Source organism: Hymenobacter sp. DG25A, assembly GCF_001280305.1.
GTDB lineage: Bacteria > Bacteroidota > Bacteroidia > Cytophagales > Hymenobacteraceae > Hymenobacter.
Window position 1 is genome coordinate 2,487,366 of the sequence record NZ_CP012623.1, and the last position, 19,525, is coordinate 2,506,890.

The 19,525-nt window shown below is 56.8% G+C and carries 19 protein-coding genes; 7 read left to right on the top strand and 12 right to left on the bottom strand.

The features are described from left to right. Window positions 1–100: 100 nt before the first annotated feature. The 7 genes from lgt to AM218_RS10650 form a co-directional block, all read right to left on the bottom strand. Window positions 101–961, bottom strand: a complete 861-nt coding sequence (lgt, locus tag AM218_RS10620; protein ID WP_054413843.1) for a prolipoprotein diacylglyceryl transferase — start codon at window positions 959–961, stop codon at window positions 101–103. A gap of 108 nt (window positions 962–1,069) precedes the next feature. After that, window positions 1,070–1,354 carry a hypothetical protein gene (locus tag AM218_RS16810; protein ID WP_157547629.1) on the bottom strand — a complete coding sequence of 95 codons (285 nt, stop codon included), beginning with the start codon at window positions 1,352–1,354 and terminating at the stop codon, window positions 1,070–1,072. Beyond that, a complete protein-coding gene (locus AM218_RS10630) occupies window positions 1,347–1,979 on the bottom strand; it encodes an RNA polymerase sigma factor (RefSeq protein WP_082318184.1) in 633 nt (210 codons plus the stop codon). Before AM218_RS10630 ends, AM218_RS16810 begins: the two co-directional genes overlap by 8 nt. Window positions 1,980–2,191: 212 nt before the next feature. Beyond that, the gene (gene nadE / locus AM218_RS10635) at window positions 2,192–4,126 is read right to left on the bottom strand and encodes an NAD(+) synthase (protein WP_054413845.1); all 1,935 of its coding nucleotides are present in this window, start codon (window positions 4,124–4,126) and stop codon (window positions 2,192–2,194) included. A 250-nt stretch (window positions 4,127–4,376) separates the two neighbouring features. After that, a complete protein-coding gene (rnc, locus tag AM218_RS10640; protein ID WP_054413846.1) occupies window positions 4,377–5,126 on the bottom strand; it encodes a ribonuclease III in 750 nt (249 codons plus the stop codon). After that, entirely contained in the window at window positions 5,126–6,376 is a 1,251-nt protein-coding gene (fabF, locus tag AM218_RS10645) for a beta-ketoacyl-ACP synthase II (protein ID WP_054413847.1), read from the bottom strand. The genes rnc and fabF overlap by 1 nt, the downstream gene beginning before the upstream one ends. 101 nt (window positions 6,377–6,477) lie before the next feature. Continuing rightward, the gene (locus AM218_RS10650) at window positions 6,478–6,714 is read right to left on the bottom strand and encodes an acyl carrier protein (RefSeq protein WP_019948606.1); all 237 of its coding nucleotides are present in this window, start codon (window positions 6,712–6,714) and stop codon (window positions 6,478–6,480) included. Window positions 6,715–6,868: 154 nt separating this feature from the next. On the opposite strand from AM218_RS10650, the gene AM218_RS10655 reads away from it, so the two are divergent. Together AM218_RS10655 and pyk are read left to right on the top strand one after the other, a co-directional pair. Continuing rightward, window positions 6,869–7,291, top strand: coding sequence for an IPExxxVDY family protein (locus tag AM218_RS10655; protein ID WP_054413848.1), 423 nt, complete (start codon window positions 6,869–6,871; stop codon window positions 7,289–7,291). A gap of 151 nt (window positions 7,292–7,442) precedes the next feature. Next, window positions 7,443–8,882, top strand: a complete 1,440-nt coding sequence (pyk, locus tag AM218_RS10660) for a pyruvate kinase (RefSeq protein ID WP_054413849.1) — start codon at window positions 7,443–7,445, stop codon at window positions 8,880–8,882. A 78-nt stretch (window positions 8,883–8,960) separates the two neighbouring features. Here the strand turns inward: pyk and AM218_RS10665 are convergent, their stop codons facing one another. Both AM218_RS10665 and rpsT read right to left on the bottom strand, forming a co-directional pair. Continuing rightward, window positions 8,961–10,337, bottom strand: coding sequence for a T9SS type A sorting domain-containing protein (locus AM218_RS10665; protein WP_197273950.1), 1,377 nt, complete (start codon window positions 10,335–10,337; stop codon window positions 8,961–8,963). Window positions 10,338–10,597: 260 nt separating this feature from the next. Next, on the bottom strand, window positions 10,598–10,855 hold the full coding sequence (gene rpsT, locus AM218_RS10670; RefSeq protein ID WP_044512248.1) for a 30S ribosomal protein S20: 258 nt from the start codon (window positions 10,853–10,855) through the stop codon (window positions 10,598–10,600). 146 nt (window positions 10,856–11,001) lie between these two features. On the opposite strand from rpsT, the gene AM218_RS10675 reads away from it, so the two are divergent. After that, complete coding sequence (locus AM218_RS10675) at window positions 11,002–12,186, top strand: MFS transporter (protein WP_054413851.1); 1,185 nt, start codon at window positions 11,002–11,004, stop codon at window positions 12,184–12,186. Window positions 12,187–12,338: 152 nt separating this feature from the next. After that, on the top strand, window positions 12,339–13,325 hold the full coding sequence (locus tag AM218_RS10680) for a YheT family hydrolase (RefSeq protein ID WP_054413852.1): 987 nt from the start codon (window positions 12,339–12,341) through the stop codon (window positions 13,323–13,325). Between the two features lie 129 nt (window positions 13,326–13,454). Here the strand turns inward: AM218_RS10680 and rsmG are convergent, their stop codons facing one another. From rsmG to AM218_RS10695, 3 genes are all read right to left on the bottom strand, one after another. After that, entirely contained in the window at window positions 13,455–14,072 is a 618-nt protein-coding gene (gene rsmG / locus AM218_RS10685) for a 16S rRNA (guanine(527)-N(7))-methyltransferase RsmG (RefSeq protein ID WP_054413853.1), read from the bottom strand. Window positions 14,073–14,274: 202 nt separating this feature from the next. Beyond that, window positions 14,275–14,898 carry an RNA polymerase sigma factor gene (locus tag AM218_RS10690; RefSeq protein WP_054413854.1) on the bottom strand — a complete coding sequence of 208 codons (624 nt, stop codon included), beginning with the start codon at window positions 14,896–14,898 and terminating at the stop codon, window positions 14,275–14,277. Beyond that, entirely contained in the window at window positions 14,889–16,022 is a 1,134-nt protein-coding gene (locus AM218_RS10695; protein WP_054413855.1) for a glycosyltransferase, read from the bottom strand. The genes AM218_RS10690 and AM218_RS10695 overlap by 10 nt, the downstream gene beginning before the upstream one ends. Before the next feature lie 244 nt (window positions 16,023–16,266). Here AM218_RS10695 and tgt point away from each other — a divergent pair, with 244 nt between their 5' ends. Genes tgt through AM218_RS10710 form a run of 3 tightly spaced genes read left to right on the top strand, consistent with a single transcriptional unit; the run spans window position 16,267 to window position 19,496 of the window. Beyond that, a complete protein-coding gene (gene tgt / locus AM218_RS10700) occupies window positions 16,267–17,397 on the top strand; it encodes a tRNA guanosine(34) transglycosylase Tgt (RefSeq protein WP_054413856.1) in 1,131 nt (376 codons plus the stop codon). A gap of 56 nt (window positions 17,398–17,453) precedes the next feature. Further along, entirely contained in the window at window positions 17,454–18,530 is a 1,077-nt protein-coding gene (locus tag AM218_RS10705; protein WP_054413857.1) for an LptF/LptG family permease, read from the top strand. 51 nt (window positions 18,531–18,581) lie between these two features. Then, the gene (locus AM218_RS10710) at window positions 18,582–19,496 is read left to right on the top strand and encodes a DMT family transporter (RefSeq protein ID WP_054413858.1); all 915 of its coding nucleotides are present in this window, start codon (window positions 18,582–18,584) and stop codon (window positions 19,494–19,496) included. The last annotated feature ends 29 nt before the right edge of the window (window positions 19,497–19,525 follow it).

Below are 19,525 nucleotides of genomic sequence, written 5' to 3' on the forward strand. Positions count from 1 at the left end.
GACGCTTACTTTTCAACAAAAAAAGCCTCGCAAACTGCGAGGCTTTTTTTGTTGGACTTACTTGGAGGGTGAGCTCGGTTCAATCCATCGAATTTGTGGCTTAGACCTTTTTAACCGCTGCCTTATTGGCTTCTTCCTCGCTTAAATCCCGCACGGCGTAGCCATAGGGGTTGTTGGGCCATTTGCCGGCGCGCAGTAGCACATACACACCCAGCAAAATCAGCGGAATACTCAGCAGCTGGCCCATGTTGAACTGCAGGTTGTTTTCAAAGTCAACCTGATTCTCTTTCAGGAATTCCACCAGGAAGCGGAAGGTGAAGAGCAGCACCACAAACAGGCCGAAGAGCAGGCCACGAGGGGTGCGCTCCTTGTACTTGCTCCACAGCCAGTACAGCAGCACCAGCAAGAATACGCAGAACAGAGATTCATAAATCTGAGTGGGGTGGCGCGGCACGGTGGTGTGCTCGGCATCGCGCGGGAAAATGAATGCCCACGGCACATTGGTAGCGCGGCCCACAATTTCCGAGTTCATCAGGTTACCCAGCCGGATGCAGGCCCCACCTACGGCCACTACAATCACAATCCGGTCCAGCACCCACAGGTAATCAAACTTATACCGGCGGCTGAAAAGCCATAAGGCCAGCAGAATGCCAATAGTGGCGCCATGGCTGGCCAGGCCGCCGTGCCAGATCTTCAGAATTTCCCAGGGATGCTGCTTATACGCGGCCCAATCGTAGAAAAACACGTGGCCCAGGCGCGCCCCCACCACCGTACCGATAATCATGTACAGCGTGATAATATCAACCCATTGCGCTGAAACCCGCTCAGTACGGTAAATGTGCGTGAGGATAAACGAGCCCAGCACGAAGCCCAGCGCGAACAGCACGCCGTACCAGCGTAGGGTAAGCGGCCCCAACTGGGCAATGATGGGCGAAACATCCCAGGTGATGTAAGCAAGCATAGGTAGTATGGTTACGGGAAGATGAGAATAATTCAAAGGTACTCAGACAATCGGCTTACAGCTTTACAAACTACTTTCCTTCGCCGGTAGCTTGCCGGTAATGAGGTGTTATTTACCGATAAGGTGGGCCTCATACCGGTTGGCACTGTCTGCTGCATGCAGGGTAATATCGTCTCCGCTAAGCATCATCACTATGCCCAGCATAGCAGCATAGGCGGGCCAGCGCAACCAGGCCCGTACCGCCGGGCGCACCCCATCTGCCTCGCTGACAAGCCGGGCACATACCCGACTATAAAAATAGGGTCGGGGCTGGGGAGCTGGCTGGGCACGCCATTGGCGCAGCAAATTTTCCCATTCTTCATCGGCATTTGGGCGAGCGGCTGAATCAGACATGGCGGAGGGAAGGTTGAAGATGGTTGCGAAGCGTTTTTCGGGCGCGGAACAACAAAGATTCTACGGCAGGCACGGTGGTATTGAGAACGGCAGCTATTTCCTCGTAGCTCAATTCCTGCTCATGGCGCAACGTAAAAGCCACCTGTTGCTGGTCGGGTAATCGGGCAATATGTGCAAGCAAAAGCTCTACCTGCTGCCGGCCTTCCAGTTGTGCCTGCGGGTGTTCATTGTCAGGCGGCTCGTACAGCACATGATTGTCAAACCCCAGCAAGCTGGTGAAATACGCAAAGCGCTTCTGCGCCCTGGCCCGCTGCCGGTTTTTCAGGGCCCGCGAGGTTGCCAAACGGTAGAGCCAGGTGCTTAGCGCTGCCTCACCCCGAAACCGGGCAATGGTTTGGTGAACTTCCACAAAGACTTCCTGCGCCACATCTTCCGCCTCTTCCGGTGACCGTAGCAGGGCCAGTGCCGTGCGGTAAATACGGTTTTGGTACCGTTCCACCAAGGTGCGAAACGCCGCCTCACTGCCCCGCTGCAGTTGTGCTACCAGCTCGGCATCGGCGGAAGCCTGGGTGGGCTGCGCAAGAGGCAGGGATGGTGGAACAGCAGGCAGTAGAAGGGTATACACCGGTAAGGCGAGAACTGAAGAATAGATACGGCACCTGGTCAGTCTCCGGTCATGGCCGCCAGTACTGGGGTACACAAGCTTAGGCCCAGTCAGAGTAAAAAACTTGCGCTAATTCTTTTAACTATTCCACAATATACTGACAGCCATATCAATGGATTCAGAAAGACTGGCTATAACCTACGTATTGGGGCCAAAAAATACCTACTCCGCAGCTACAAGGCGTTCAGCTCCTCCGTATAGCCGCCGCTCAGAATGGGGAAGCGCAGCCAGGAGCGTGGGTCCACGTTGTAGTCATCGAGGTGGAAGGATGGGGCGTACCGCTCCCGCTTCCACTGGTTGCGGCTCCAGAGCGAGTAGAAGCGCTTAACGTAGGTTTTGAGCTGTTCCGCATCGGCAGTGGGGTCTTCCTGCACCAGCGTAACCAGCACCTGTTTGGGGCTGAGTCGGTCGTAGAAGGCCAGGCGCTCAATGCGGTTCAGCAACACGTAGGGCATCAGGTCCCGCTCGTCGGTCTGCTTGTCTTCCAGGGGGCGCAGCTCGGCGGTGGGCTGCAGGTTGTTGACGCGGTGCAGGGCGGTGTAGCCCAGCTCGGCCTCGGCCCAGCGCAGCCATTTCTTCACAAAATCTTTGTCTACGCCGGCAATGGGCGAGATGGAGCCGGCCGTGTCGCCGTCCATAGTACAGTAGCCTACGGAGGCCTCCGAGCGGTTGGAGGTGGTCAGGAGCAGGCAGTTCTGCACGTTGGCCAACAGCCAGATAGCGGGAGCCCGCACCCGCGCCTGGATATTTTGCAGCGCCAGGTCATCGGTTTGCCAGGTCAGGTCGCGGCCCAGGGCGTGCTCAATCTTGCCCACGTAGCCGGTTACTTCCTCATCAATGCCCCAGTTATAGAATACCGCCCCCAGCGCCTCAGCCAGTTCCTGGGCGGACTTAAAGGTATCGTCGGAGGAATTAACGGTGCCCTGGTAGGCGGTTATCAGCAGGCGCTTGGTGAGCTGCTGATTGATGGTAGCCTGTTGATTATCAGGGGTAGAAAGGGAGGCATCTTTGGGTCCCGGCGCGGCCTGGTCAGGCACTGGCGTTACGGCACCGACCAACTGCTGAATTTCCGCTTCCGTGAAGCAGCCCGAGCGGCGCATAAACTCGGCCGTACCCAGCTCGGCAGTGCCCAGACGAACCATCTCAGCCACGGCTACGGCGCACATGCAGGAATCGGCCCCGCCGCTCAGGCTCAGCACAAAGCCCCGGCTGCGGGCTTTGCGCAGGTAGTCAAACAAGGCTAGGCTCAGGGCCTGGTTCAGCTCCCGGTATTCATCAGGGGCGGGCAGCGGCTCAATGGCTTCAACAGCCGTTAACTCGGAAGCGAAATCCACGTCCACGCACTCCATATCCACTTCCTTGAAGCTCATGAGCTGGTTGCGCAGCAGCAGATGGCCATTGCGGGCCACCAGAATTTCGCCGTCGTAGGTGATGCGGCCGGCCTCATTGCCCAGCAGGTTGGCGTAGAGATACGTGCAGCGAAAGTTGCGCGAGGCATTCAATACCAGATTATAGCGCACGTCCGTCTTGCTCATGGCAAAGTGGCTGGCCGAAGGATTCACAATCAAATCCACGCGGCCTACCAGGCGGCAGGCAGGGCGCACATCATCAGGCCGCCAGGCATCCTCACAGATTTCAAAGCCGAATTTTACGCCCTGGTGCTCAAAAATAAGGTCGCCCAGGGGCCACTCCTCCCCTGCCAGTTGCACGGTGGTGGTTTCGCCGGCTGGCCACGGGAAGAAAAAGCGCGGCTCGTAATGCACGCCATCATTGGCGAGGAACTGCTTGGCGGCAAAGCCCAGAATCTGCCCATCGCGCAGCACGGCCGCGGTGTTGTAGGTGCGGTGGGTGAGGCGCACTGGCAGGCCCACTACCACGCAAATGCCTTCCGTCCACGGACGGATCAGCTGTAAATGCTCCAGCGCCGATTGGGGCAGCCAGTCGCTCAAAAACAAATCTTCGCAGCCATAGCCCGTCAGGCACAATTCCGGCAAACAAAGCAACTGCACCCCGGCGGCTTTGGCCTGCTCAATGGCCTCGCGGATGGTACGCAGGTTGTGTTGCCAATCGAAAGGAATCTGGTTGAGGGCGGCGCCGGCTATTCGCATGAGAGAATGGTAATATGTTGCTTCTGCAAAACAACTCCATTTCTGCGGATAGGGTTACGAAACCCTCTGTCATTGCGAGCAGAGCGAAGCAATCTGTCCTGTGAAACATAGAAAGTTCTGAGAAATGAAAAGCCCTTGACGTAGCGCACGTCAAGGGCTTTCTGGTAGAAGGGAGTGTCTGGCTTTGGAAAGGGCGAATTGACGCCGCTTTATGCGCGGAATGTCGTGCTTCCTCGCCATGACGGAGGATTTACACTCCTAAAGTGGTCAGGGCCCGCTCAGCAGCCAGTTGCTCCGCCTGCTTTTTGGAGAGGCCCATACCGGTAGCTACTTCCTCATCATCCAGCATCACCGTGGCTGAAAACTCCATTACGCCGCCCGGGCGGGCTTCGCTTTGCATATCGTAGCGCAGGTTTTTGCCGTGGCGCTGGGCCCATTCAATGAGCTTGCTCTTGAAGTTGGTGGTGGTTTCCGTCAGGGATTTTACGTCCACGAAGGGCTTCACCAACCGGCTGAGCACAAATTTGCGGGCCGCTTTATAGCCCTGGTCGAGGTAAACGGCGCCTACCAAAGCTTCCAAAGCGTTGCCGTTTACGGAGCGCGAGCGGGCCGAGCGGCCCTGCGTTACGTCCAGCTGCACCAGTTTATCCAACCCGATTTTCAGGGCCAGCGCGTTCAGGCTTTCGCGGTTTACTATGCGGCTGCGCATTTCCGTGAGGAAGCCTTCCTGCTCGTAGGGGAACTTGCGGAACAGGTATTCGGCTACCACGGCGCCCAGTACGGCGTCGCCGAGGAATTCCAGCCGCTCGTTGCTTTGGTGCCGGGCCGTATCGCCCTGCAGACGCACCACCGAGGCGTGCGTGAAGGCCAGCTGGTACAAGCGAATGTTATCGGGCGTGCGGCCCGTAAGGGTGGCAATGGCTTGCCGGAAGGCCCGGTCCTGCCCTACCAGTCGGCGGAAAAAGCCGAATAGCGGAAGTGGCTGGCCGGGCCTAGGCATTAGTCGCGGAATTTACTGAAGACCACCGACGTGTTGTGGCCACCAAACCCGAAGGTATTGCTGACCGCAATGTTGATTTCCCGTTCCTGAGCCTGGTTGAACGTGAAGTTCAGCCTGGAGTCCAGCTCGGGGTCGTCGGTAACGTGGTTAATGGTAGGCGGTACGATGCCATTCTGCATGGCCAGAATACAGGCCACTGCCTCAATGCCGCCCGCACCACCCAGCAGGTGGCCGGTCATACTCTTGGTAGAACTGATGTTCAGATTATAAGCGGCTTCGCCGAATACTTTCTGAATAGCCGTCACCTCGGCCCCATCGCCCAGCGGGGTGCTGGTACCATGGGTGTTGATGTAGTCTACATCCTCGGGCTTGATGCCGGCATCACGCAGAGCGTTCTGCATTACGATGACCACGCCTTCGCCGGTGGGGTCAGGAGCGGTAATGTGGTAGGCATCCGACGACAAGCCGCCACCGATGATTTCGGCGTAGATCTTAGCACCGCGGGCTTTGGCATGTTCGTAGTCCTCCAGAATCAGCGCGCCGGCACCTTCGCCCAGTACAAATCCGTCCCGGTCCTTATCGTAAGGGCGCGAGCCGGTTTGCGGGTCGACGTTCCGCTCGCTCATGGCTTTAAGGGCATTGAAGCCCCCTACGCCCGCCTCGGTAATGGCGGCTTCCGAACCACCTGTTACCACCACCTCAGCCATACCCAAACGGATATAGTTGTAGGCGGCCACAATGGCATCGGAAGAGGAAGCGCAGGCGGAGGTGGTTACGAAGTTCGGACCGCGGAAACCGTTCTTGATGGAGATGTTGCCCGATGAGGAGTCGGCAATCATCTTCGGAATGAAGAAAGGGTTGTAGCGCGGCGTACCGTCGCCCTTGGCGAAGTTGAAGCACTCGTCCTGGAAGGTTTTCAACCCCCCAATACCAGAGCCCCAGATAACGCCTACCCGGTCTTTATTTACCCCTTCCAGCAGGCCGGCGTCCTTAATTGCCTCGTCGGAAGCAATGACGGCGAACTGCGTGAACAGGTCCATCTTACGGCCTTCCTTCCGGTCGAAATAATCGTCGGGGTTATAGTCCTTCACTTCGCAGGCGAAGCGGGTCTTGAACTTACTGGCATCGAACCGGGTGATGGGGGCAGCCCCGCTCACACCGGCTTTCAGCCCTTCCCAGAAGGTGGGGGCGGTTTTGCCGATCGGGGTAATGGCACCCAGGCCGGTCACAACAACTCTCCGAAGAGACATAGGCTGGCTCAGAGAAGCGAAAGAATACGAAAACTAAAAAAGCAAAACGGCCGGCGGCGAGCCGGCCGGTAAGCACTAAGGGAGGAGCAGTAGTCTACAGACTACTTAGCGTGCTCTTCCAGGTAGCTGATAGCCTGACCCACGGTACCGATGTTTTCGGCCTGATCGTCGGGAATAGATACGTTGAATTCTTTTTCAAATTCCATGATCAGCTCAACAGTATCCAGCGAGTCAGCACCCAGGTCGTTGGTGAAGCTGGCCTCCGGAGTTACTTCCGAAGCTTCTACGCCGAGTTTATCGATGATGATGGCCTTTACTTTTTCTGCAATTTCAGACATTTCCGTGGGGGTTTAAGGAAAACTCAGCCACAAATAACACCATCTTCCCTAACATTGTCAAACAAACACGCAATCTTGTCTTTCCTCTCCGCGTTATGGCCCGCTCCTGCCGGCAACCCGTAACTTTGCTGCCGTTGGCCTAACTGCTTCCGCCATGCTTACCCTAGACGTTGAGTACGACTGCGACTTTGATCTTTTTGGCATTGTTTCCTCCAGCCGGGAACATACCCTGGCCTGGACGCTGAACAACGCCCTGCGCCTGCGCCTGGTAAAGCAGCAGGATTTAATCTATGATCTGCTCTCCCGCGGGCGCCTGGTGATCAGTAACTACCTACACGCCACCGAAACCCTGTCGTTGCGCCTGCTGCGCAACCGCTCCCTGGATCCGTCTATCCTAAAAAGGCCCTATCTGGCCCCCGATATCAAGGAATATGACTACCTGCTGCAAATCAGCAACGGCAGTGACGAGTTTTCCGGCGACGAATTCCTGGCCCGTTTAAGTGAGCTTTCGGTGGTGCAGCATGCCTGTCAGTTTGACCCCAATTCATTAAAATTCAAAGAAAATCTGCTTTTTTGAGCGTTCTTGTAGCACGAAGCGGCTGCTTTAGGCATCGTTGCCCCATGCCAGTAAAACCGGCATAAACGATGTGCGAAGCAGCCGCTTCGCGTTACCTTTGTGAGGCACTTCTCAGTTGCCTTTGTCTAAGAGAGTCACTTATTCCTTTTGCATGGAACCGCGTCCTAAGTTTAATAAGACCAAGATTGTGGCCACCGTTGGCCCCGCCTCCAATACCTACGAAAAGCTGGGCATGCTCATCCGCGAGGGGGTGGATGTCTTCCGCCTCAATTTCTCGCACGGCAGCTACGAAGACCACCTGGCCGTGATTCATAATGTGCGCCGCCTGAACAAGGATATGCGCACCAACGTGGGCTTGCTGCAGGACTTGCAGGGCCCCAAAATTCGCCTGGGCGATGTAGAAGGCGGTGGTGTGGAAATTAAGGCCGGCGACAAGATTAAGCTGGTGTGCGGCGAAAAGGAAATCAGCACGGCCACGCGCCTGAGCACGATTTACCTGGGCCTGGCCCGCGACGTGAAAGCCGGCGACATGATCCTGATCGACGACGGTAAGATTGAGCTGCGCGTGCTGGCCACCGACCGCGACAAGGAAGTGGACGTAGAAGTTATCTACGGCGGTCTGGTGAAGCCCCGCAAAGGCATCAACCTGCCCGATTCCGAAGTATCGGCCCCGTCTATGACGGAGAAGGATATTGAGGACCTGAAATTTGGCCTGGAGAATGATGTAGACTGGATTGCCCTCTCGTTTGCGCGCCGCGCCGATGACATCCGCTTCATCAAGAGCCTGATTGCGGAAAGCGGTAAAACCACCCGCGTGATTGCCAAGATTGAAACCCCCGAAGGCCTGCGCAACCTCGACGAAATCATTGCCATTACCGATGCCGTGATGGTAGCCCGCGGCGACCTGGGTGTGGAAGTGAAGATGGAAGAGGTGCCCATGGCCCAGAAGGAAATTGTGGCCAAGTGCAACAAAGCCGGCAAGCCGGTAATTGTAGCCACCCAGATGATGGAGAGCATGATTACCGCTCCCCGCCCCACCCGCGCCGAAACCAGCGACGTGGCTAACGCCGTGGTTGACGGGGCCGATGCCGTGATGCTCTCCGCTGAAACCGCCGTAGGCGCCTATCCGGCGGAAGTAATCCGCTCCATGGTAGCTACTATTCTGAGTGTGGAAAGCCGCATGCCCAGCCTGTACAACCACTGGCACACCATTACCCCGGAGTCGCCCACGTTCATGGTAGACAGCATTTTGTCGGCGGCCTGCCACCTGGCCAAGAACACCGGCGCCAAAGCCATTACCGGCATGACGCACCGCGGCTACACGGCCTTCCAGATTGCCAAGTACCGCCCCAAGGCCAGCATCTTTATCTTCACCGATAACCGCCCCCTGCTCACGGCTCTCAGCCTGATCTGGGGTGTGCGCGGCTTCTACTACGACCGGATGGTGAGCACCGACAGCACCGTCTCGGACATTAAGTACGTGCTGACCACCACGGGCCACCTGGATGCAGGTGACGTGTTCATCAACACTGCTTCCATGCCCATCAATGAGAAGGGCAAAACCAACATGGTAAAAGTGAGCGTAGCGTAACTACTTAATACCTGCCTAAAAAAGCCTGCCTGTTATGCAACAAGCAGGCTTTTTTATTTTCTGATAGTTGGATTGCGCTTACTGAATATGCTGTACTCGGGCGCGGTACACGGCGGCCTGGGGCATATGCACTTCAACAGTATATACCCCTGCCGGAAGGATTTTCAGCGGCACCAGCACCGTGGCGTTTCCGGCGGCTACTGGCTGAATATCTACTATCCGCCCCAGACCATCCAGCAGGTACACGTTTGTGCCCACGGTGGCGGCAGCGGGCAGATGCAGGGTAATTTGGTCCGTAGCCGGGTTTGGGTAACTAATAAATGTTGCTGCCCGGGCCGTACGGGCGGGCAACAGCACATAAAAAGAAAGGCGCGACCCGCAGGTTTGGTAGCTGCCATCAGGCTGCTTCCTGCGCGAATAGACCAACTCCGTATCATAGTCAAATACGTCGCCCTGGCCATTGCCATAGTTTTGCTGGCGTACCAGATAGTCCAAGCCCGTGTAATAGGTGCCTTGGGTGCGGGTATTGGGATATAGCCAGACGTGGCGGACAGCCGCCGAAGCACAGCCTGTGGAAGTGGTAGTGGTTGCCGGCAGTTCCAGCGTGTAGCTGGCCGGGGTATTTTCGGAGCTGAAGGCATAGCCGCCCGTGAGCAGACCAATGGGACCATAGCCGGGCAGATAGATGGGTGAGCGGCCCACCGGAGCGCGCAGGGGCAACGCCAGGCGGCCGGTATGGGTGGGCTGTAATGTTTCCGCGTACGAGCCGCTGCAGGGATTACCTGGCTGAAAGCCGCGCGTTTGGGCCTGTTCCGTAAACGTGTAAATCAGGCTATCAGCCGTTTGCGCGCGGGTGCGGATGCGCCGCAATGTTAGGGTGCGCGTGCACACTAATTGCGCCAGCCGGTCGTAGGTTTCATACCCCACTTCATCGCCCGGCTGAAAATTAAACAGGCGGGCGGGGTAATATTCTGATTCGGCCCAGGTAACGGGCCCGCGGGCAGCCTGCAGGTTAACGGCCGTAGCGGCATCCAGGGTCAGCCATTGCGGGGCCTGCAGAAAGCCCAGCTTCTCCCCTATCAGTACTTGCTGCCCGGTGCTGAGCAGCACCGTAGCTACCATATCCTCAACGCCATGTACGCTTCGCTGGGTGCGGCTGCTCAGCACCGCCGTAACGCCCGCCGAAGCCTGCCAGGTGCTGCCTACGGCCGCCGCGGGGCGCAACAGCAGTTGCACGGGCGTTTGCAGTGCATCAGCCAATGCTTCCAGCACTACTTCCTGGCTGCCGGGCACAAACCGCAGCTGCGCCCCAAACAGGTTATTGTCAGACTTATGATACAGCTCCGGGGAGAAGCGGTCGGGCCGCATGATTCGGTTAAACCGGTACACCGAGTCGGCTCCTATCATAAAGGCGGAATCCAGCCGGAGGGTATACACCTCGGGTTTGCCCGCCACTTGGTAGGAGTATATCAGGCCTGGCCGGAATAGGCGCCAATTCTGCGCTAGCGCCTGCTGGCTACTGATGTATAGACTGAAAAAGAATAATAAGGAATAGAAATACCGCATAGCCTGGGAAAATGCTCTTCGAGCCCAAAGCTATTGTTTCCCCACTGTTGCGCCGGGCACATGCGTATCAAAATAAAAAATAACGCGAAAAGGCCTTGCGTATGCACGCAAGGCCTTTTCTATATTAGAGCAGAATGTCGGTTGACTACTTAAGCAGCCAGCGACTTCACGAACTTAGCCAGCTTCGATTTGTTGTTGGCGGCTTTGTTCTTATGAATGATGTTCTTTTTAGCCAGGCGGTCCAGCATAGACGATACTTTCTTCAGCAGCTCTTGTGCCTGAGTAGCATCGGTGGTAGCACGCAGTTTCTTAACGGCGGTGCGGGTAGATTTAGCCTGGTAACGGTTCAGTACGCGCTTAGCTTCGTTGGAACGGATGCGCTTGAGGGCCGATTTATGGTTCGCCATGAGTATGTAAAGGTGACGGTCTGCTCGAAATCAATTCAATTGGGTTGGCAAAGGTAAGGTTTTGATCGATAATAGCAAACCAAAATAGGCAAAATGCGGGGCGCCATCGTACAACCGCTGCCTGCACTGCCATACCGCCTTATTACGTGAAGTACCTGACCCGCACCATCTGGCTGCTTTCTCTGGTGAGCCTGTTCACGGACCTGGCCAGCGAGATGCTGTACCCCGTGATGCCCCTGTACCTGCAAAGCATTGGCTTTTCGGTGGCGCTGATTGGGGTGCTGGAGGGCGTAGCCGAAGCCACGGCAGGCCTAAGCAAAGGCTATTTCGGGCAATGGTCGGACCGGTTAGGGCGGCGCCTGCCGTTTGTGCGCTGGGGCTATGGGCTGAGCGCCATCAGCAAGCCCATGCTGGCCGTGCTGGCGGCACCGTGGTGGGTTTTCCTGGCCCGCACCCTGGACCGCCTGGGCAAAGGCCTGCGCACCGGCTCCCGCGACGCACTGCTTTCCGATGAAACCACCCCCGCCTTTAAAGGCCGCGTCTTTGGCTTTCATCGGGGCATGGATACGGCGGGCGCGGTGCTGGGGCCGGCCGCCGCGCTGGCCTGGCTGGCATATAACCCCGGCGAGTACCGGCTCTTGTTTCTATTGGCGTTTCTGCCGGGGGTGGCCGCCGTTTTTACTACGTTTCTGGTGCGGGAAAAGTCCCGGGCCAGGTCTACACAGCCCATGCAGCCATTCTGGGCGGCCTTCCGGTACTGGCGGAAGGCACCCAGCAGTTACCGCCGGGTAGTGGGCGGGCTGCTGGTATTTGCCCTTTTCAATAGCTCTGATGCATTTCTGCTGCTGCTGGCCCGGCAGCGGGGCCTGCCCGACGCCCACGTCATCGGGCTTTATATTTTCTACAACCTGATATATGCGGTGGCCGCTTTTCCGGCCGGTTTCCTCGCCGACCGACTGGGGCCCCGCCGCATGCTGATAGCCGGGTTTTTATTGTTTGCCAGCGTATACCTGGGCATGATCTGGGCCCGCCAGCCCATAGTGCTGGCCCTGCTTTTTGGCCTGTATGGCTGCTACGCCGCGGCTACGGAGGGCGTGAGCAAAGCCTGGGTGAGCAACTTGTGCGCGCCTACTGATACCGGAGCGGCCCTGGGCACCTTTGCCGGGCTCAGCAGTCTGGCGGCGCTGGTAGCCAGCTCCATGGCTGGAGCGCTGTGGGTATGGGGCGGCGCTGCCCTACCATTTGCGCTGGCAGGCGGTACGGCCATTGCTGTGAGCGTGTTTCTGGGAGTGGTCAGGATTCCGGTTACAAGCCAGCAGCCGGCGGCATAAGCTTTCAGAATACCCTGCTAACCGGTTTTCTGTAAATATTCCGGCCCTTTAAAATGGTATGCAAGCCGCATTATTTGTATATTATGTAAAGCCTTATCGGCACCATCTTTTCCCACAGTTGGTTACTCTCACACCTAATTCCACTAACTGTTATGCCACTCGTTTCTACTTCCGGATATCAGCCGCCCATGTATCTTTTTAATGGGCATATACAGACAATTGTACCCAGCCTTTGGCGCTCTGTCCCGGATGTCCGCTACCAGCGGGAACGGGTAGAAACCGATGATGGGGACTTTCTTGATCTGGACTGGTCCCGAATTTCCAGCGACGAGCTGGCCGATACTCTGGGTATTGTATCGCACGGCCTGGAGGGCAGCGCCGGCCGGCCCTACGTGCGCGGCATGGTGCGGGCCCTCAACCGGGCCGGTATCGATGCGCTGGCCTGGAACTACCGCAGCTGCAGCGGCGAGATGAACCGCCTGCTCCGCTCCTACCACCTGGGTGATACCGACGACCTGGATTTTGTGGTGCGCCATGCCCTGAGCAAGTTGCGCTACCGCCGCATTTTCCTTACCGGCTTCAGCGCCGGCGGCAACGTTACGCTCAAGTACCTGGGCGAAAACCCGGAACGGGTGCCGCGGGAAGTAAAGCGGGCCGCCGTTTTCTCGGTACCTACGGATCTGAAGTCCAGCTCCCACCACATTTCGCGCCTGGAAAACCGGCTGTACCTCAATAACTTTATGAGGACGCTGCGGGAGAAAATCCGCCAGAAAGCCGTGATTATGCCCGATAAGGTAGACGTCTCGAAGCTGGATGATTTGCGCTACTTCCCCGAGTTTGATGACCAGTATACGGCTCCCATGCACGGCTTTAAGTCGGCGGAAGAGTATTACGAGCACGCCAGCTCGGGGCGCTACCTCAGCAATATCCGCATCCCCACCCTATTGGTAAACGCCGAAAACGACCCGTTTCTGCCGCCCGCCTGTTTCCCGCGGGATGTAGCCTCCCATAGTCAGTATGTATTTCTGGAAACCCCGCACGAAGGCGGCCACGTGGGTTTTGGCGAAGGCAGCCCGGACGGGGAATACTATTCCGAGCGCCGCGCCATTGAGTTTTTGACGGCCGAAGTACCGGCATAACCCGCAGTGCTGAAAGCCATTTTCATCGGCTGATTATACAACGCTTCCTAACCAAAAAGCCCCAGCCGTTTACGCAAACGGCTGGGGCTTTTTGGTTAGGAAGCGTTGTATACATCGCAGACTGGTCTTTTAATTATTGGGAATGAAGACCACCTTCTTGGTTTCGAAGAACTCCTCCTGGAAGTAGTCTTTCAAATCGAAGACATGGGCGGGCAGACCGGCTTCTTCGATTTCCTCAGTCAGGTCGCCGCCTTTCAGGTAGTAGAGGCCCGTGGTGGCATCATTACTGGGTTTGTAGCTGTGCTCAATCCAGGGGTGAAAGGTGGACAGGCGGGCTACCGCCCGGCTCACCACGTAATCGTATTTATGGCGCACCTGCTCGGCGCGGATCTGCTCGGCCGTGAGGTTCGTCAGTTTCAGGGTGTGAGCCATTTCCTGCACCGCCTTAATTTTCTTGCCGATGCTGTCTACCAGGTGAAACTTCACCTCCGGAAACAGAATAGCCAGCGGCAGGCCGGGCAAACCACCGCCCGTACCCACATCCAGCACCGACGAGCCCGCCGCAAACTCTACTACCTTCGCAATGCCCAGAGAGTGCAGGAAGTGCCGCTCCGCCAGATTATCCATGTCGGTGCGGGCCACCAGATTCAGGCGCTCATTCCAGCTGCGGAATTCCGTATCAAGCTGCCGGAATAGCTGGCGCTGGTGGTCGGTGAGGTGCGGGAAGTAGTGAAAGAGGATGTCCATGGTGCGGCAAAGGTAGTAAGACAAAGCGCCTCCCTTAATAAAACGTCATGTCGAGCGAAGCTGAGACATCTCGCGTGCTGAGGTTGTGGTAGTAATAAAACTAGTTAGCACACTAGCGAGATGTCTCGGCTACGCTCGACATGACGTGCCGTTGAATTTATATAGCACAAAAAAAGCCCCGACCTGCGCCGGGGCTTTTGTTTTAGATGATGTGCTTTTTGTTTTTCACCATGTCATAGAGCAGCTCGCGGGCGCGGTGCAGCTGTGCTTTTACGGTGCCCAGGGGCGCTTTCAGCTCCTGCGCAATTTCCTCGTAGCTCAACTCATCGAAATAGCGCAGCGTAACCAGACGCTGGTATTTTTCAGGCAGCCGGGATACCACGTGCTGCATGATTTCAATTTTCTGGTTTTTGATGGCCGTTTCCTGCGGGTTCAGATTGTTGTCGCGGAAATCAATGGTGATTTCGTCGCCGTTATCAATCTTGATGGCCGAGTCAATGGACATCGTTTTGATTTTATTCTTGCGAATAAAGTCGATGCAGTTGTTGGTGGCAATGCGGAACAGCCAGGTGCTGAAGGCAAATTCCGGGTTGAATTTGTGCAGGTTGCGGAAGGCCTTGGCGAAAGCTTCAATGGTTAAGTCCTCCGCATCATCGGGGTTGCGCACCATTTTGAGCACCACGTGGTACACCGGCTTCTTGTAAATCTGCATCAACTCAGCGTAGGCCTTTTCATCGCCCTGCTCTACAGCAGCACGAATCAGCTTAAAGTCATGCTTGGCTTTAGCCGAAAACTGTTTCTGAATTTCCTGATTGTTTACTTCCATCGGAGTTTGCGGTAGAGGAACAGCGAAATTCCCAGAGCGAGATAATAAAAAAAATAGACAGCGTCTAATACCGGCAGCACTATTACTGGCTGGCGGTCATCGAGCCGCCGCCCCAGGTAGGTATAAGTGATGCAGACAGCCGCTGTACGCAGCACCCACACCGTGGCCAAAGGTATCCAATCCGGGCGGGAAAACAGTAAACCTATCGTAGCGATATAAAAAAGCAGATTGCTTCCGATAAAGTTTCCTATTCGCAACCTATCGGCCAGGCGGTAGTGCCGGCCGGCCGATAGATGCCGCCTTTTTTGCAGCCACCAGGCGCGCCAGCGGGAGGCTGGTTCGCTGAGCGTATGCGCCGCCGGGCTGGCCACTACCGCTACGCGGGCTCCGTGCTGCACGGCGTCCTGCACCAGCAGGTCGTCGTCGCCGCCGAGGCTACGAATGTGAGAAGCAAAGCCCTTGGTGGATTGAAAGACTGCGCGGGTATAAGCGAGGTTGCGCCCCACGCCCATGTACGGGTTGCCCCGCCACGCGAACGACAGATACTGCGCTCCGGTTATCAGGGTTTCAAACCGAATCAATTTATTTAAAAACCCGGTTTCCGGCACATACGCGGAGTATCCCACCACCATATCGGCGGGCTGGGCAAAGCCACGCTGCATCAGCCTGATCCACTGATTGGTAGCCGGAATACAATCGGCATCGGTGAAAAGCATACGGGCATAACGCGCCGTTTTAATGCCTAGTGTAAGGGCGTATTTTTTCGGCGAAAGTCCAGCCGGCGTGCGGTCTACCGTTACCAGCCGCACGTGCGGATAGTACTGCGTGAGCTGCTGCACATACAGGTAAGTGTCGTCGCCGGACCGGTCATCAATCAGAATAATCTCGAAGCCGGCGGGGTAATCCTGCTGCAAGAGCAATGGCAGCAGGCGGCGCAGGTTTTCCAGTTCATTATGGGCGCACACCAGCACAGAAACCGGCTCGGCATCGGCGGCCTGGTTTTCCTCAGCGGGCAGCTCCTCCGGCCGGCGGGCGAAGGGCAGGAAATAATAGCCCAGAAAATAGAATTGCACCAGCACGCACGCAATCAGGAGCCATAACAGGGGAGAAAACGGGATGGGCACGGCGGATAGGCGGGGTAAGCCGGCAAAAATAGGGATTAATCACCGCTGAACGGCAGCTACCGGCTACCTTTGCGCTTTCATTTGCCGGTGTAACCGGGTATTTGTCATGTTGAGCGAAGTCGAGACATCTCACTAGTGTGGTAAACTAATTACCACCACAACCTCAGCACGCGAGATGTCTCGACTTCGCTCGACATGACAAACGCCATTTTCTGACGTGCAACCGGCATCTCCTTCCTTCCGCATGACGTTCGACCTCGTAGCTCAAGACCCCCACACCAAAGCCCGGGCCGGGGTGGTACACACTGCCCACGGCAGCATTGAAACGCCCATTTTTATGCCGGTGGGCACGGTAGGCTCGGTAAAAGCAGTGCATCAGCGCGAGCTGAAAGAAGATATTAAGGCCCAGATTATTCTGGGCAATACCTACCACCTGTACCTGCGCCCCGGTCTGGACGTGTTGCGGCAGGCCGGCGGTCTGCACAAGTTCAACGGCTGGGACCGGCCCATTCTCACCGACTCCGGCGGGTACCAGGTGTACTCGCTCAGCAAAACGCGCAAAATCAAGGAAGAGGGCGTTAAGTTCCGCTCCCACATTGATGGCTCGCAGCATCTGTTTTCGCCGGAAGGCGTGATGGATATTCAGCGCGTGATTGGGGCCGATATTATTATGGCCTTTGATGAATGCACGCCCTGGCCCTGCGAGTACGACTACGCCAGCCGCTCCCTGGACATGACGCACCGCTGGCTGAAGCGCTGCATCGAGCGTTTTGACAGCACCGAAGGCCTGTATGGCTACCAGCAGACGCTGTTTCCTATTGTGCAGGGCAGCACCTTTAAGGATCTGCGCGTGAAATCAGCCGAGTTTGTGGCCGAGCAGGGCCGCGAGGGCAACGCCATTGGCGGCCTGAGCGTGGGCGAGCCCGCCGAGCTGATGTATGAGATGACGGAAATTGTGTGCGACATCCTGCCCAAAGACAAGCCCCGCTACCTCATGGGCGTGGGCACGCCGGCCAACATTCTGGAGAACATAGCCCTGGGCGTAGATATGTTTGATTGCGTGATGCCGACCCGCAATGCCCGCAACGGCATGCTGTTCACCACGCAGGGCATCATCAACATCAAAAACAAGAAGTGGGAAGCTGACTTCTCCCCCATTGACGCTGAACTGGGCGGCTACGCCAGCACGTTTTACACCAAGTCTTACCTGCGCCATCTGTTCCAGAGCACGGAGTATCTGGCCGGCATGGTAGCCTCGGTGCACAACCTCTCCTTTTACCTGTGGCTGGTGGGCGAGGCCCGGCAGCGCATCCAAAACGGTACCTTTCTGGAATGGAAGGAGCGCATGGTAAAGCAGCTGATGGTACGGCTGTAAGTGCGCGTTACGTTAGTGGTGCTGCCGATACCGGCAGGACAGATTAAAGCATCTGAATGAAGCTCCTCGATAAATACATTCTCAAGAAATTCCTCACCAGCTACCTGTTCACGGTGATTATGCTGGTGTCGGTTATCTGCGTGATTGATTTCACGGAGAAGAATGACGACTTCATTAAGCACAACCTGGGGGCCTGGAAGATTATTTCGGAATACTACGTGAACCTGTTTCCGTATTTCGCCAATCTGCTCTCCCCTATCACCGTGTTTATTGCCACAGTATTTGTCACGGCGCGGCTGGCTGCCCGCACCGAAATTGTGGCCATGCTGAGCAGTGGCATGAGCTTTCAGCGGCTGCTGGTGCCCTATATCATGGGCGCCACCATTATCGGGGTTTCCATTTTCGGGCTGATTGGTTGGGTGATTCCCAACGCTAATAAAACCCGCGTAGCCTTTGAGCGTGCCTACATTAAGAACCCCTTCCGTTTTCAGGCGCGCAACATCCATATTAAGGTAGGCCCCAAGAGCTACGCCTACATGGAGAGCTACGACAACGTGAACAACGTGGGTTACCGCTTTGCGCTGGAAACGATAGAAGGCACCCAGCTCAAGCGCCGCCTAACGGCCAACGCCATTACCTGGGACTCCACCAAAAAAGCCTGGCGCCTCACGCCGCAGCTGGTGCATACTTTTGATGGGGAGAAGGAAACCCTGCGTGCCTATCCCGCCCGTGACACCACCCTCAATCTGTACCCCAAGGACTTTGCCAGCACCTACCGCCTGAGCGAGACCCTCACGCTGCCGGAGCTTAACCGCTACATTAAGCAGAAGCTGGACCGCGGCTCCGATGATACGGAAATCTACCTGATTGAGAAGTACGAACGGTATTCATATCCCTTTGCCATCATCATTCTCACCATCATCGGGGTTATTCTGAGCTCCCGGAAATCCCGCGGCGGGGTGGGCGGCCAAATAGCCTTGGGCTTCACGCTGGCCTTCGTGTTTATCATCTTTGTGATTCTGAGCCGGAACCTGGCCCTGGTGGGCGATTTGTCGCCGATGCTGGCGGCCTGGGTGCCCAGCCTAGTGTTTACCATGATTGGTGCCGTGCTCTATCGGTTCATTCCCAAGTAACGCCCCGAAGGAAGCTTTCATTTATTTATCCGCTCTGCCTGTTTCCCTGTTATGCTGAAAGACTACCTCCGGCTTCATTTCATTGTTTTGCTGTGGGGGTTCACGGCTATTCTGGGCAAGCTGATTTCGGTGCCGCCGGTAGAGCTGGTGTTCTGGCGCACGCTGCTGGCCTCGGCGGGCCTTGCCGGGCTACTGATGATGCGCAAGCAGGAATGGCGCGTGGCCCCTGCGGAGGCACTGCGCCTGCTGGGGGTGGGCGCGTTGGTAGCTACGCACTGGATAACCTTCTTTCTGGCCGCCCGCCTGTCGTCGGTTAGCGTGTGCCTGGCCGGCATGGCTACTCTGGCTTTGTGGACGTCGTTGCTGGAGCCTCTGCTGCTGTGGCGGCGCATCCGGGCGTATGAGGTAGGCCTGGGCTTGCTGACGATGGTGGGGCTATACCTGGTGTCGCAGGCAGAGCTGGACCAGCTGCTGGGCCTGGGCGTGGCGGTTATTTCGGCGGGCTTGTCGGCGCTGTTCAGCGTGGTAAACTCGCAACTGGTGAAGAAGCACGCCCCGCTCCGGCTCACGTTTTATGAAATGCTGGGGGCCTGCGGGAGCATTGCCTTGTTCTTCCCCATTTACAGCCACTTCTATACCAACGGGACCGGCCTGCAGCTGGCTCTGAAACCCATGGACTGGCTGTGGCTGCTGCTGCTGGCTGGTTTCTGCACGGTGTATGCCTTTTCCTCCTCCGTGGAACTGATGAAGCGCTTGTCCGCTTTTGTCATCAACCTCACTATTAACCTGGAGCCGGTGTACGGCATTCTACTGGCCGTGCTCATTTTCGGCTCACAGGAAAAAATGTCCGGCGGGTTCTATCTGGGCACGCTCGTCATCCTGTTCAGTGTGCTCATTCATCCGGTCCTGGATCAATGGGCGGCCCGCCGTCGGCGCAAAGCCGAGGCTGCGGAGATAATGGTATAAAGCGTAGCGCGAAGCCGGAGCTTCGCGCT

Bases quoted from the DNA above. Each gene is read 5' to 3' on its own strand.
- lgt (WP_054413843.1), bottom strand. From the start codon at position 961: ATGCTTGCTTACATCACCTGGGATGTTTCGCCCATCATTGCCCAGTTG.
- AM218_RS16810 (WP_157547629.1), bottom strand. From the start codon at position 1,354: ATGTCTGATTCAGCCGCTCGCCCAAATGCCGATGAAGAATGGGAAAAT.
- nadE (WP_054413845.1), bottom strand. From the start codon at position 4,126: ATGCGAATAGCCGGCGCCGCCCTCAACCAGATTCCTTTCGATTGGCAA.
- rnc (WP_054413846.1), bottom strand. From the start codon at position 5,126: ATGCCTAGGCCCGGCCAGCCACTTCCGCTATTCGGCTTTTTCCGCCGA.
- fabF (WP_054413847.1), bottom strand. From the start codon at position 6,376: ATGTCTCTTCGGAGAGTTGTTGTGACCGGCCTGGGTGCCATTACCCCG.
- AM218_RS10650 (WP_019948606.1), bottom strand. From the start codon at position 6,714: ATGTCTGAAATTGCAGAAAAAGTAAAGGCCATCATCATCGATAAACTC.
- AM218_RS10655 (WP_054413848.1), top strand. From the start codon at position 6,869: ATGCTTACCCTAGACGTTGAGTACGACTGCGACTTTGATCTTTTTGGC.
- pyk (WP_054413849.1), top strand. From the start codon at position 7,443: ATGGAACCGCGTCCTAAGTTTAATAAGACCAAGATTGTGGCCACCGTT.
- rpsT (WP_044512248.1), bottom strand. From the start codon at position 10,855: ATGGCGAACCATAAATCGGCCCTCAAGCGCATCCGTTCCAACGAAGCT.
- AM218_RS10680 (WP_054413852.1), top strand. From the start codon at position 12,339: ATGCCACTCGTTTCTACTTCCGGATATCAGCCGCCCATGTATCTTTTT.
- rsmG (WP_054413853.1), bottom strand. From the start codon at position 14,072: ATGGACATCCTCTTTCACTACTTCCCGCACCTCACCGACCACCAGCGC.
- AM218_RS10690 (WP_054413854.1), bottom strand. From the start codon at position 14,898: ATGGAAGTAAACAATCAGGAAATTCAGAAACAGTTTTCGGCTAAAGCC.
- tgt (WP_054413856.1), top strand. From the start codon at position 16,267: ATGACGTTCGACCTCGTAGCTCAAGACCCCCACACCAAAGCCCGGGCC.
- AM218_RS10705 (WP_054413857.1), top strand. From the start codon at position 17,454: ATGAAGCTCCTCGATAAATACATTCTCAAGAAATTCCTCACCAGCTAC.
- AM218_RS10710 (WP_054413858.1), top strand. From the start codon at position 18,582: ATGCTGAAAGACTACCTCCGGCTTCATTTCATTGTTTTGCTGTGGGGG.